Origin of the sequence: Microbulbifer aggregans, assembly GCF_020524005.1 — a bacterium.
GTDB lineage: Bacteria > Pseudomonadota > Gammaproteobacteria > Pseudomonadales > Cellvibrionaceae > Microbulbifer > Microbulbifer aggregans_A.
In genome coordinates this window covers 250,574-263,960 of the sequence record NZ_JAIVKK010000006.1, presented here as the reverse complement: position 1 = coordinate 263,960, position 13,387 = coordinate 250,574, and the positions used below count along the sequence as shown (strand labels likewise).

Here is a 13,387-nt window from a genome sequence, read left to right as displayed (position 1 = left end):
TTACTTATGTCACAGCGTCTGAGCAACGATTTTCAGTTTATCGACGTGGGCCGAGTGGACCCCGCCAAGAAAGACATCATTACCCGCACCAATCAGTTTGTGGAAATCTACCAGCCGTATACCGAACGGCAGGTGGCCAGCCAGGCTCATCGCTGCCTGGACTGCGGTAACCCCTACTGTGAGTGGAAGTGTCCGGTACACAACTACATTCCCAACTGGCTGCGCCTGATTAGCGAAGGCAACATCATGGAGGCGGCGGAGTTGAGTCACCAGACCAACTCCCTCCCGGAAGTGTGCGGTCGCGTGTGTCCGCAGGATCGTCTGTGTGAGGGTGCATGTACCCTGAACGACGGCTTCGGTGCGGTAACTATCGGCAATGCGGAAAAGTACATTACCGATACCGCTTTCGCCCTGGGCTGGCGCCCGGACCTGAGTGCCGTCAAGAAAACCGACAAGCGCGTAGCGATCGTTGGTGCGGGCCCTGCCGGTCTCGCATGCGCGGACGTTCTGGTACGTAACGGTGTGCAGCCGGTGGTGTTCGACCGGCATCCGGAAATCGGTGGCCTGCTGACATTCGGTATCCCGGAATTCAAGCTGGAAAAATCCGTGATGCAGCAGCGTCGCGCGATCTTTACCGAGATGGGTGTGGAGTTCTGCCTGGAGACCGAGATCGGCAAGGACATCACTTTTGAGCAGCTGATGTCGGATTACGATGCGGTGTTCCTGGGTATGGGAACTTACAATTACATGAAGGGCGGTTTCCCTGGTGAAGACCTACCTGGTGTGTACGATGCGTTGCCGTTCCTGATTTCCAACGTAAATCGCAATATGGGATGGGAGAAGAGCCCGGAAGATTTTGTTTCCGTGGAAGACAAGCGTGTCGTGGTTCTTGGCGGTGGTGACACGGCGATGGATTGTAACCGCACTTCCATTCGCCAGGGTGCCAAGCGCGTTACCTGTGCTTACCGTCGCGATGAAGAAAACATGCCGGGTTCCCGCCGCGAGGTGGCGAATGCGAAGGAAGAGGGCGTACGCTTCCTGTTCAACCGTCAGCCGGTCGAAATCGTTGGCGATGGCAAAGTTGAGGGAGTGAAGGTTGTCACTACCCAGCTGGGTGAGCCGGATGAAAACGGCCGCCGTCGTCCTGAAGTGATTCCGGGTTCCGAAGAGATCATTCCGGCAGATGTGGTACTGGTAGCCTTCGGCTTCCGCCCGAGCCCCGCGGAGTGGTTTGGTGACCACAATATCGAGGTCGCTGACTGGGGCGGCGTTGTCGCAGCGGAGCAGCAGGAATACAAGTTCCAGACTTCCAACGAAAAGGTCTTTGCCGGTGGCGATATGGTGCGCGGTTCTGATCTCGTGGTTACAGCTATCTGGGAAGGGCGTCAGGCTGCTGAGGGTATTCTCGATTTCCTCGAGGTTTGAGGCTCTTTGGATTAGTGTGGCACTGCTAGCTGGTCTAGTGGCGGTACTGCTGCCGGGAAAGGTTTGCCAGACACACCGTAAACCCATCCGTGGGGGTTCTTCTAAAACATCCCTGTTTTAGAAGGTCTGGCAAACCTTTCCCGGCAACAGTCCCTTCGATTTGAATTGCCAAACATTGCCTGAACCATGTGGAAGTTACTCCGTGGTTTCCGATTCATCTGCGGTTTGGCGTGAAGGCTTTGATGCCGCCAAGCTCTGATCGAGCAGGTACCACGGAGTATCAATAGCCCACCCCAATCACCCGTATAAATCCACAGTCACCCCAGTCCCTGTCCTAATTTCCCCCTCGCGAGTACAATGGCCGCCCATTTAACCAGCCGTTGTTGCCATGTCCGATATCCAGTTCGCCCCGCTCCAAAACGACCGTTTCCTCCGCGCCCTGCTGCGTCAGCCCGTCGATCGCACCCCCGTATGGATGATGCGTCAGGCCGGCCGCTATCTGCCGGAGTACCGCGCCACCCGTGCCCAGGCCGGCACGTTCATGGATCTGTGCCGTAATACTGAGCTCGCGTGTGAAGTGACCCTGCAGCCGCTGGAGCGCTACCCACTGGATGCGGCGATCCTGTTTTCTGACATTCTCACCATTCCGGATGCGATGGGCCTCGGTCTGTATTTTTCCGAGGGCGAAGGTCCCAAGTTCAAAAAGCCGGTGCGTACCAGCGCCGATATCGCCGCGCTGGAAGTGGTGAATACCGCCAGTGACCTGAGTTACGTCACTGATGCCGTTACCGCGATCCGTCGCGAACTGAACGGTCGCGTACCGCTGATCGGTTTTTCTGGCAGCCCGTGGACCCTGGCCACCTACATGATCGAAGGTGGCTCCAGCCGCGACTTCGCCCGAGCCAAGGAAATGCTCTACAACCGCCCGGAAGACATGCATCAGCTGCTGACCGTACTGGCAGACTCGGTTGTGGATTACCTCAACGCACAGATCCTTGCGGGTGCGCAGGCAGTGCAGATTTTCGATACCTGGGGTGGTGCATTAAGCCACAGCGCCTATCGCGAGTTCTCGCTGCAATATATGGCGCGTATCCTGCAAGGATTAATTAAGGAACACGAAGGCCGCCGGGTGCCTGCGATCCTGTTCACCAAGGGCGGTGGTCAGTGGTTGGAAGCGATGGCGGATACCGGAGCGGATGCGCTGGGTCTCGACTGGACTACCGATATCGCAAGCGCACGCGCACGAGTGGGTGACCGGGTGGCGCTGCAGGGTAACCTTGACCCCTCGATCCTGCTGGCGAGCCCCGAGCGCATTCGCGAAGAGGTCGCTTCCATCTTGGCTGCGTTTGGCAGCGGCAGCGGACATATTTTCAACCTCGGCCACGGTATTACTCCGCAGGTAGATCCGGCACATGCCGGCGCCATGATCGAGGCGGTGGTGGAGCTGTCAGGGCAATACCATCAGGCTTGAAAGTAGCCTTCTCCGGATTGGCCGCCTGTGTCGGAGGTCGGATTTTGTGAATACCGGCTTGTGATATTATCGTAAACGCTTTTTCGTGACCCGCATCACAAACAAAATGTCTACTGCGGAGTAGACTTCCGTGACAGTTTGCCCCGTTTTGGTCGTGCCAAAACGGGGTTTTAACTTGCATGGCTGCAGCCCAATATCCCTGGGGGCTGGCGGCCCAATAAAAAGCAAAAACAAACTTCTCTAGGTTACACGGCACGGTATCAGTGGCGATCGAGCAGGCAAAAGTATTCGTTGAAGATCTTCAGCGCGGCATGTTTGTGTCGCGCCTGGATCGCCCGTGGACGCGCACTCCTTTCGCCCTGCAGGGCTTCTATATCCGCGATCTGGAAGAAATTCGGCAGCTGCAGAAGTACTGCCGCTACGTCTATGTCGATGTGGTGAAGTCTGTGGGCGATGTTGGCGTGCGCCTGCGTAAGATTACCCGCGCGGCCACTGTACAGCAGACTAAGGCGGGCAATGCTCCCGACAGTCGGCAGCCTCGCCGCGTGCCCGTGGCCATCAACTGTAAACCCGTGCTGATTAGCCGGGATGCCTACGCTGCGCCCGAACCGGCGCAAAAAGAAGCGAACAAGGCCCGCGAGCTGCACGGTCGGATTATTGACGGTATGCACCAGGTAATGGTGCAGTTACGCACTGACGGGCCGCTGCCCACAGGTGCTGTCAGCGAGGTGGTTACTCAGCTGGTGGACAGTGTTCTGCGCAGTCCCGATGCGTTTTCCTGGCTGGCACGGGTTCGCGAAAAGGATGAGCACACGTACAGCCATTCCATTCGGGCCAGTGTGTGGGCCGTGGTATTCGGTCGGCATATCGGTCTGCGCCGCAAAGAACTGGTTCAGCTGGGAATGGCAACGCTGCTCAAGGATGTGGGCAAGCTCTATGTCGCAGACGAAGTTTTACAGGCGAAAGTCCGCAGTCCGCGAGAAGAGCTGGAATATCGTCGTTTTGTTGATAACAGCGTCCGCCTGCTGTCAGCTGACCCGAATATCGAGCAGGCGGTGATCAATATTGTTCACTGTCACCGCGAGCAGCACGACGGCAGCGGTTACCCGCGTGGCCTGCGTGGTGGGCAGATTCCGGTGCTGGCTCGGATGTGTGGGATTGTTACCTTTTACGATGAAGCGACGAACCCGCGCGGGGCGGAATATCCGGTTCCCCCGTCCAAGGCTGTGGCGCAGCTGTATGACTTGCGCAACTGTGCGTTCCAGGAACAGCTGGTAGTGGAATTTATTCAGTCCATCGGGCTGTATCCGACAGGTACCCAGGTTGAACTGTCTACCGGTGAAGTAGCGGTAGTGGTTGAGCAGAGTTACAAGCGCAGGCTCAAGCCCAAAGTCATGGTGGTACTGGATAAGAACAAGCAGCCGGTGGCCCCGCCCCGTCTGTTTGATCTGGCGGCCGATGATGACCAGAAACAGAAGCTGGTGAATAGCGGCAAGAAATCCTTGCAAGAGGTCGGGCTGGTTACGGTGAGCAAGGATCTGGATCCCTGCCGGTACCCGCAGATTGATGTGGCTGCGATACGTGATCAGTATCTGTTCGAGCGACGTATGTCGGGCTTCCTGCCGAGTATTTTTTCCCGGCTGCTGCCCGGCCGTTAATCCTTTCAACTGCTATTTGCTATCTTGCGGTAACTCCGTGCCCGGCCTGTAAACGAGGTAAGCAGGCACGAGGGCAAGGAGGGCAAGGAGGGCAAGATAGTGTCCTAGGCTCTTTCCGGCATAGCCTCTGCGTTAGCCCGCTGCCGTCCCGTGAGTGGGGTTGTTGCGGCGAGCACGCTGCCGCCCAGCACGAGTCCCGCGAGCAATAATCCCACTGTGCCGACACTGGCGCCCCGATCCAGCAGTAGCCCGACCAGAATCGGTGAGGCGGCAGTGGAAAAAACCATTGCGGCCTGAGATACCGAGCGAATGGCGCCGAGGTGGCGGCTGCCGTAACGTTCCGGCCACAGGGCGCTGGCTGCGGTGCCGGTACCGGCCTGCGCTACACCTATCAGGGTGAGGTAGGCATAGGGCACCCAGTCCTGCTGACTGGTCGCGAGCAATACCAGAGCGGCAATCATGGGGGTTAAGGCCAGTGGTAGGCAGCGTTGGGCGCCGAACCGGTCTACCAGGCTGCCTGCGAACAGCAGGGCGAGCAGATGACCGGTGGCGTAGCCGCCAAAGGCGCCCGCCAGCATTGCCATCGACCAGCCCCGCGCATCGGCGATAGCTCCCTGGTGAAACAGTACCGCGGTGACCACGAATGGGGTCATCAAAGCGGCGGGCAGCAGGCAGTAAAAGCCAGGGTCACGCAGGACCTGCGCGCGGGTGAAGTCGCCGCTCTCACTGTGCGCGGTGTTCGAGTCTTCGACTTCCTTGCCGCTATTCCCCGCCAGCCACAACAGGGTTGGCAGCACCAATCCAATCAGTAGTGCCAGAGCCCCAAACCACACGATACGCCACCCGTGTAACTCAATCAGCAGGGAGCCGCTGGTGGGCAACAGAGCCTCGGCAATAGGGAATCCCAGAGCGGCAAGTGCAATGACTTTGCCACGATTGCTGGAAAAGTAGCGGCCGGCGGTGGTCATTCCGATATGGGTCATAAACCCCTGGCCAGCAAAGCGCAGCAGGAAAAACCCGGGCAAAAGCATCCAGGCGCTGTTGGCACAGGCCAGGGTCAAGCAGCCGGCGGCGAGTAAGATTATGCCCAGGGTTGCGGCTTTGCGCAGCGTCCAGCGGTCAACCAGGGTTCCTGCCCCCAGTAGCACCATCGCGGACAGCAAGGTTGCGGCGCTGTAGCTTGCGCCGTACCAGCTGTTGCTGAGCTGGAACTCTTCCCGCAGGGCACCACCGAAAATGGCAATAAAAAACGTCTGGCCAAAACCGGAGGCGGCGACGGCGAGCAGTGCGAAGAAGGCGAGCTTGGGGTTACTACGGATAAATTGCGGGGCGATTGGCATAGCGCTCGGCTGAAGGTTTGATGGGATGCATTTGATGGGATGTAAAGGGCGCGCTTGAGGCGCCCTTCAAAATTGGTCCTGATTCAGGCTAAGCAGGGCTCCAATTTGATTAAATCAGATCCCCGAAATGCTCGCCCATTTTTACCGGCGTTTCTGCGGCCAGTTCTTCGAGCCATTTGACTTTGTCGGCGCCAAACAACAGTACCACGGTGGAGCCGAGTTTGAAGCGGCCCATTTCTTCACCTTTTTTCAGCGCGATGGGCTTCTGCTCATCGTAGCGGGTGGTGCGGACCTGCCGTTTGATCGGGGCGACCTGTCCGGCCCACACAGTTTCAATCGCGGCGACGATCATGGCACCGACGAGAATCATGGCCATGGGACCTGCCGGGGTGTCGAAGATACACACGAGCCGCTCGTTGCGGGCGAACAGGCGCGGAACATTTTCGGCGGTGGTGGTATTTACCGAAAACAGGTCACCGGGTACGTAGATCATGCGCTGCAGGGTGCCGTCGAGCGGCATGTGTACGCGGTGATAGTCTTTGGGGGATAGATAGATGGTGGCGAAGTTGCCACCGGTAAATTGTGCGGCCACTTCGGGGTCGCCGCCGACCAGTTCCAGCAGGCTGTAGTCCTGGCCCTTGGCCTGGAAGATGCGGCCGTTGTGGATTTCACCCAGTTGGCTGATGGCGCCGTCGGCGCAGCCAGCGATCGTGTTCTCACCTTCCACGATGGGGCGGGCTCCTTCTTTGAGGGCGCGGGTGAAGAAGTCGTTGAAGCAGGTATAGGCAGTGCAGTCCGGTTCGGCTGCTTCACTCATGTCGACATCGTATTTATCCACAAACCAGCGGGTGAACGGGTTCTTGATGCCGCCGATGCGGGTTTCCGCGAGCCAGCCGGCGGCGCGGGACAGCAGGTGCTGGGGAGTGATGTACTGCAGGAAAATAAACAGATTTGGGTGCATTGAGATTTTGTGGTCCCGTTGGTTGGATTTCTGTGGCGGTCAGGTGCCGGGGCGGGTTTTCAGGACCGCTGTGAATACGTCCCTGTACGCTGCGTCGGCAACATCCCTGTTGCCGACGCTCCTGAAAACCCGCCCCGGCACCTGACCTTCGCATCTACTTCATGCGCTTCGTCAGGTGGTGTAAGGCGCCAATTCTTCTCTTCGTCATTCCCGCGCATGCGGGAATCCAGTGATCGGTGGCAGTGGACTCAGTTTTCCACCGGAGTATCCGGCAAATTCCCCCACTCACTCCAGGAGCCCGGGTACGCCTTGATCGGGAACCCCAGGGATTTGCCCACCAGCCAGGTAAATGCCGAGCGGTGATGGCTCTGGCAGTGGGTGGCGATTTCCTTTGAACCATTGATTCCCAGTGCTGCGAGCAGTTCCCGGGCATCGCTACGGATGCGCAGGTCCCGCTGGGGGTCCATCAGTTGGGTCCACTCACAGTTGATGGCGCCGGGAATATGGCCGCCCTTCATGGCCAGCACGCGTTCGCCGCTGTGTTCGGCGGGGGTGCGGGCGTCCCAGATCTGCAGGTCGCCCTGCTGCAGGCGCTGCTGGATCTCTTCGGCATCGATCATCGGTGCATCGGCGGCGATGGCAATGTCGATCTCGCTGGGGGTGACGCTGACATCGTCGGTAGTCAGGGGCAGACCGGCACCTTTCCAGGCCAGCATGCCGCCATTGAGATAGCTGTATTTGCGGTGGCCGATGACTTCAAGGGTCCACAGCAGGCGGCCGGCCCAGCCACCACCCTCGTCGTCGCAGGCGACGATGTGGGTTTCCGGGGTGAGGCCGATTGCGCGGAATACTTCGGTTAGTCGCTCTACCGAGGGCAGCTTGCCGGGTGCGGGCGGGGTGCCCGCCATCAGGGCCTGGAACGGTAGGCCGATGGCGCCGGGAATATGACCGGCGAGGTAGTTTTGTAAACTGCTCAGGTCGACGACGCGGATTTCTTCATGCTCAAGCAGTGGGGCCAGCTGTTCCGGCTCCAGAATCAGGGGAAGTGCTTCAGTCACGGTATTGGGTTCCCTCATTGCCGATGTGCGCGGCTTATTCGTTTTCAAGACTGTTGCGCAGGTGCAGGTAGCTGTCCATGCGTCGTTGGCTGATGTCGCCCCGCTCCAGGGCTTCCTGGATGGCGCAGCCTGGCTCACTCTGGTGGCGGCAGTCGCGGAAGCGGCAGTGGCCGATAAACGGGCGAAACTCCACGAATCCTTCCAGCAGTTCCTGTTCGGTCATATGCCAGATACCGAATTCGCGGATGCCGGGGGAGTCTATCAGATCGCCGCCGCTGGGCAGGTGGAACAGTTCCGCTGCGGTGGTGGTGTGAGTGCCTTTGCCGGTTGCTTCCGAGAGGGCGCCGGTACGCGCAGCAGCGGACGGCAGCAGGCCGTTGATCAGCGATGACTTGCCAACCCCGGACTGGCCGACGAAGACGCTGGTGCCCAGGGCGAGGGTGGCGAGCAGGCCATCGAGGCCTTCGCCGGTTTTGGTGGATAACTTCAGTACCTGGTAGCCGAGTTCCGGGTACGGGCGCAGCAGTTCTTCGAGGGCTTCGCGATTGCTGTCATCGATCAGGTCAATTTTGTTGAGCAGTAACAACGGCTGGATGCCGGTGGTTTCGGCGGCGACCAGGTAGCGATCAATGGCGTTGGCGAATGGCTCGGGATACGGGGCTATGACGATCAGGATGCGGTCGATATTGGCGGCGACGGTTTTCATATCGCCGTAACGATCCGGGCGCTGCAACTCCGAGTGTCGCGGCAGGCGTGCGCCGACGACGCCCAGTCCGCCGGTGGATTCACCAACCGCGGGGCGCCAGGCGACTTTGTCGCCGGTGACCAGCGTGTCGATATTGGCGCGCACATGGCAGCGTTGTCGCAGTTCCCCGTCGGCCTCACTTTCGACGAGTACCTGGGTGCCGTAGTTGGCGATGACTAGACCTGTCTGTTCGGTCCCCAGATCCCCTTCTTCATCCGCCTGTTCGAGATTTTCCTCCCGCTTGCGCGCACGGGCTTCCCGCTCCTGCTGGATCTTGGCGATGCGCCACTGCTGGCGGCGGTTCAGTTTACGTTTGCTCATGGGGATTCGACTGGCGGAAAGCGGCGGATTATAACTTGCATCGCTAGGGGATTGCGGTAACTTGCCCCTAGCTTTCAAATTTACCCGCAATGCCTGCTCCCGCAATTTGAGTGGGGCAAATCAGGAGAATACTGTGGATCAGAATAATCTGATCTGGATCGATCTGGAAATGACCGGCCTCGATCCCGAGAAAGAGCGCATTATCGAGATCGCGACTGTTGTGACCGATTCCCGTCTTAACGTTCTGGCCGAAGGGCCGGTAATGGCGATTCATCAGAGCGATGCGTTGCTGAATGCGATGGATGACTGGAATACGGAGCAGCACGGGGGCTCCGGACTGGTTGCACGGGTGAAAGAGTCACATATCAGTGAGCGGGAAGCGGAGCGGGAGACTATCGAGTTCCTGAGTCTGTGGGTGCCGGAGGGCGCTTCGCCCATGTGCGGTAATTCCATCGGCCAGGATCGTCGCTTCCTGGTGAGGTACATGCCGCTACTAGAGCAGTATTTCCACTACCGCAACCTGGATGTCAGTTCGGTGAAGGAGCTGGCGCGACGCTGGCGACCGGATGTACTGGAAGGTGTGAAGAAAACCAGCAGCCATCTGGCGCTGGATGATATCCATGATTCCATTAACGAGCTGAAGCACTATCGCGAGCACTTTTTTCGTATGAGTTAAGTGCTTTCTGATCTTGTGGATTGGAAGCTGGATTTGTGGCGGCCGGGTATCGGGTGCGGGGTTTCAGGACCGCTGTAAACCCATCCCTGGGCGCTGCGGCGCAAACATCCTGTTTGCGACGCTCCTGAAACCCCGCACCCGATACCCGGCCTGCACTTTGGGCTGCAGTACTCCGTAAGATAACAAAATGGCAACATAACTCTTGGGGCGGTAGGCATACGAAGCGCTGGAATTTAAATTGAAGGAGGAGTGGCGGGCATCTGTTTTCAAAAGCGTCGGCGACAGGGACGTCGCCGACGCAGCGTACAGGGATGTATTGAAGGGGGGCGCCTAGCCCGGTTTTGAAAACAGATGCCCGGTGCTTCTCCGCCATAGCTCTTGCTTCGAAGCACCCTTGCCGCTGAGGCCGGATTCACCTTGAGGTCCGTTTGATCTTCCGCTTGCGCCGCCGCCCGCTGCGCAGCCGCTCAATGGCCCACTCGATGTGCTCCGCGACCAGTGGAGTTGAAGCTTCCAGCGCTCTTTCCAAAACCTCGATCACTTCCGAATTCGGCTCACCATTGCCCAAAGCCACCGCCAGGTTTCTCTGCCAGCGCTCAAAGCCGATACGGCGGATCGCAGAACCCTCGGTTTTCTTCAGGAACTCATCTTCCGACCACTGGAACAGCGACACAAGGTCGCCACTGTCGAGGCCGTGTCTCGGGTGGAAATCTTTTTCGCCTGTGGGCTTGGCGAACTTGTTCCAGGGGCAGATCACCTGGCAATCGTCACAGCCGAACACCCGGTTGCCCATGGGCTCGCGGAACTCCAGCGGGATCGGTCCCTTGTTTTCTATGGTCAGGTAAGAAATGCAGCGCCGTGCATCCAGCGTGTAGGGCGCGACGAAGGCATCCGTGGGGCACACTTTCAGGCAGGCAGTGCATTCGCCGCACTGATTCGGCTCCTCGCTCACATCCACCGGTAGTGGCAGGTTGGTATACACCTCGCCGAGAAAGAACCAGCTGCCAGCGGTGCTGTTGATCACCATGCAGTTCTTGCCGATCCAGCCAAGCCCGGCCTTTTCGGCCAGCGCGCGCTCCATGACCGGGGCGCTGTCCGTGAATGCTCGGCCACTGGAGGCGATGCCGCGGGCTTCGCAGTACTGGTCGACCTGTTGTGCCAGCTGCGCCAGACGCTTGCGAATCAGCTTGTGGTAGTCGCGGCCATTGGCGTAGCGGGACACGTAGGCCTTTTCCGGATCCTTGAGGATTTTTACCGGCTGCGTGTCCGGTGGCAGGTAGTCCAGGCGCACGCTGATCACCCGCAGGGTACCTTCTTCCAGTAAGGCGGGGCGCCAGCGTTTTTCCCCGTGGGCGCCCATCCACTCCATATCGCCCTGATAGCCGGCATCGAGCCACTGCTGTAAGCGCTCGCCATGCTGTTCAAGATTGCAATCGGTAATGCCAACCTGCTGGAAGCCCAGTTCCCGTGCCCACACGCGAATCTGCCCCGCGAGCTCGCTCATCACGGATTCGGTACAGTTGGCATTCGGAGATTGGGGGGAATTGGAAATCATGCAGGAGGCAACAGAGTTGAAGCGGTATAATTGCCGCTATTTTGCCACAGTTTAAAATTTGACCACAGCTGGAACTGACCAGAGGGAGCAGTACCGATTTATGGATAGCCAGAATCCCACACCCGCCATCACCTCCACTGCAGCCATCCGGGCTCCACAATGCCTGTACAGCGCAGAAGCCGTACGCGAACTGGATCAGCGGGTCATCAACCAGCAGGGGATCCCTGCACTTACCCTGATGAAACGGGCCGGCCGTGCAGCATTCGAGTGTCTGCGTCAGCGCTGGCCGCAACTACGAGAAATCCAGGTGTATTGCGGTGGTGGCAATAACGGCGGTGACGGTTATGTGATCGCCGGACTGGCCGCGCAAAACCAGATTCCGGTGACTGTGTTTGTGGGGGTGCCAGCGGAAAAGCTGCACGGCGAGGCGCTGGAAGCTTACGGTTATGCCGAGCGAGAAGGGGCGAAACTGGTGACCAGCCTGGCGGAAATGCCGCTGGTGGAAGAGGGAACCGTGCTTGTTGATGCCCTGCTGGGTACCGGCTTCAGCGGTGTGCTGCGGGAGCCGGTGCAGTCTGCGGTAGCCCATATCAATCTGGCGCCGGCACCGGTGTTGGCCGTGGACCTGCCGTCCGGTCTGTATGCTGATACCGGCGCGGCCGCCGAAGGTGGCGCGGTACAGGCAGATGTAACAGTGACCTTTATCGGCCGCAAGGCGGGGCTCTATCTGGGGCGCGGCCCGGCCTTGGTCGGTGAGCTTGTATTTGAAAATCTCGGTGCGGCCGCTGAAGTCTATGACGGGGTGGGGCCTATCGTTACCCGCCATACCGGCGCCAGCCTGGAGCGGTTAACTGTGCGGGCGGCGGACAGTTACAAGAACCATTTTGGCCACGTTATGGTCGTAGGTGGTGACCATGGATTCGGCGGTGCGGCCCTGATGGCGTCCGAGGCCGCGGCCCGCGCCGGGGCCGGTCTGGTATCGCTGGCCACCCGACCGGAACATGTGGCTGCAGCGCTCACTCGCTGTCCGGAAGTTATGGCACGGCCGGTGGTGTCCGGCCAGGAGCTGGAACCGTTACTGGAAAAGCCGAGTGTGATCGCAGTGGGCCCCGGCCTTGGCCGCACACCCTGGAGTGAACAGATGCTCGCGCGGGCAGGTCGCGCCGAGGTGCCTCTCGTGGTCGACGCTGATGCCCTGAATATCCTCGCCGAGGGCCGGGTGCTGTCGGGGATGCGCCGCGACGACTGGATCCTGACACCCCATGTTGGAGAAGCGGCGCGGTTGCTTGGTATCTCCGCGGAAGAGGTGAAGGCCGACCGGATAGCTGCCGCCAAGGCGATTCAGCAGAAATTCAGTGGCGTAGTGATACTTAAAGGTACAGGTACCCTGATTGCACATGCGGATGGGGTGGACCTGATCAACAGCGGTAACCCGGGCATGGCGTCCGGGGGCATGGGTGACCTGTTGACCGGAATTATTGCCGCGCTGATCGGCCAGGGTATGGCGCTGCCGGCAGCGGCGCGACTCGCAGTCTGGTTACACGGTGAGGCTGGTGATCGTGCCGCCGCAGACGGTGGCCAGCGGGGCCTGTTGGCAACCGATCTGCTGCCGCAAATTCGCAAGCTGGTGGATTGAAGATGAGTGTAGAGCGATCACTGTTCCTGTCCGACGAAGCTGCCACTGTGGCGGCCGGTGAAGCGCTGGGTGAAGCCTGTAAGCACAGTGGCCTCGGCGATGGACTGGTGATTTTTCTGGGTGGCCAGTTGGGTGCTGGCAAGACCACATTCAGCCGTGGCGTGCTCAGGGCATTTGGCCACCGCGGTGCGGTAAAGAGCCCGACCTACACCCTGGTGGAGCCATACGAGTTTACCGACTTCCGGGTATATCATTTTGACCTCTATCGCCTGGGCGACGCCGAGGAGCTGGAGTATATGGGGGTGCGGGATTACTTCGGGCCGGGTAACCTGAGTCTGGTGGAATGGTCTGAGCGTGGAGAGGGGGTGTTGCCGGAGCCTGACCTGGAGCTTTCCCTAACCGTTGACGGACAGGGGCGGAAACTGGTTCTGCACTCGCTGTCTGTTGCGGGTACTACAGTGCTTGGGGGCATGGAATTCCCGGAAAACAGCTAATCGATCCGCGGCAGAGGTGGGCACGGATCGCGCAGCGAAAATTTCGA

At 59.4% G+C, this 13,387-nt stretch carries 11 protein-coding genes; 6 read left to right on the top strand and 5 right to left on the bottom strand.

Going from position 1 to position 13,387, the window contains the following annotated elements; genetic code table 11:
* Positions 1-6 precede the first annotated feature (6 nt).
* The 3 genes from LC093_RS13225 (at position 7) to LC093_RS13215 (ending at position 4,554) form a co-directional block, all read left to right on the top strand.
* Positions 7-1,425, top strand: a complete 1,419-nt coding sequence (locus tag LC093_RS13225; protein ID WP_226665486.1) for an FAD-dependent oxidoreductase — start codon at positions 7-9, stop codon at positions 1,423-1,425.
* 388 nt (positions 1,426-1,813) lie between these two features.
* Positions 1,814-2,896: a uroporphyrinogen decarboxylase gene (hemE, locus tag LC093_RS13220; RefSeq protein WP_226665484.1), complete on the top strand. Its 1,083-nt coding sequence runs from the start codon at positions 1,814-1,816 to the stop codon at positions 2,894-2,896.
* Between the two features lie 263 nt (positions 2,897-3,159).
* Positions 3,160-4,554 carry an HD-GYP domain-containing protein gene (locus tag LC093_RS13215; RefSeq protein WP_226665483.1) on the top strand — a complete coding sequence of 465 codons (1,395 nt, stop codon included), beginning with the start codon at positions 3,160-3,162 and terminating at the stop codon, positions 4,552-4,554.
* Positions 4,555-4,658: 104 nt separating this feature from the next.
* On the opposite strand, the gene LC093_RS13210 is transcribed toward LC093_RS13215, so the two are convergent.
* The 4 genes from LC093_RS13210 to rsgA form a co-directional block, all read right to left on the bottom strand.
* Entirely contained in the window at positions 4,659-5,894 is a 1,236-nt protein-coding gene (locus LC093_RS13210; protein WP_226665481.1) for an MFS transporter, read from the bottom strand.
* Between the two features lie 109 nt (positions 5,895-6,003).
* Complete coding sequence (gene asd, locus LC093_RS13205; protein WP_226665478.1) at positions 6,004-6,855, bottom strand: archaetidylserine decarboxylase; 852 nt, start codon at positions 6,853-6,855, stop codon at positions 6,004-6,006.
* A gap of 248 nt (positions 6,856-7,103) precedes the next feature.
* A complete protein-coding gene (locus LC093_RS13200; protein WP_226665475.1) occupies positions 7,104-7,913 on the bottom strand; it encodes a rhodanese-like domain-containing protein in 810 nt (269 codons plus the stop codon).
* Between the two features lie 34 nt (positions 7,914-7,947).
* Positions 7,948-8,979, bottom strand: a complete 1,032-nt coding sequence (gene rsgA / locus LC093_RS13195; protein WP_226665473.1) for a small ribosomal subunit biogenesis GTPase RsgA — start codon at positions 8,977-8,979, stop codon at positions 7,948-7,950.
* Between the two features lie 133 nt (positions 8,980-9,112).
* Here rsgA and orn point away from each other — a divergent pair, with 133 nt between their 5' ends.
* Positions 9,113-9,655 carry an oligoribonuclease gene (orn, locus tag LC093_RS13190; RefSeq protein ID WP_226665471.1) on the top strand — a complete coding sequence of 181 codons (543 nt, stop codon included), beginning with the start codon at positions 9,113-9,115 and terminating at the stop codon, positions 9,653-9,655.
* A gap of 412 nt (positions 9,656-10,067) precedes the next feature.
* On the opposite strand, the gene queG is transcribed toward orn, so the two are convergent.
* Positions 10,068-11,159, bottom strand: a complete 1,092-nt coding sequence (gene queG / locus LC093_RS13185) for a tRNA epoxyqueuosine(34) reductase QueG (RefSeq protein ID WP_319004930.1) — start codon at positions 11,157-11,159, stop codon at positions 10,068-10,070.
* A 151-nt stretch (positions 11,160-11,310) separates the two neighbouring features.
* Between queG and LC093_RS13180 the strand changes: the two genes are divergently transcribed.
* On the top strand, positions 11,311-12,846 hold the full coding sequence (locus LC093_RS13180) for an NAD(P)H-hydrate dehydratase (RefSeq protein WP_226665467.1): 1,536 nt from the start codon (positions 11,311-11,313) through the stop codon (positions 12,844-12,846).
* A 2-nt stretch (positions 12,847-12,848) separates the two neighbouring features.
* Positions 12,849-13,340, top strand: a complete 492-nt coding sequence (gene tsaE / locus LC093_RS13175; RefSeq protein WP_226665465.1) for a tRNA (adenosine(37)-N6)-threonylcarbamoyltransferase complex ATPase subunit type 1 TsaE — start codon at positions 12,849-12,851, stop codon at positions 13,338-13,340.
* Positions 13,341-13,387 lie beyond the last annotated feature (47 nt).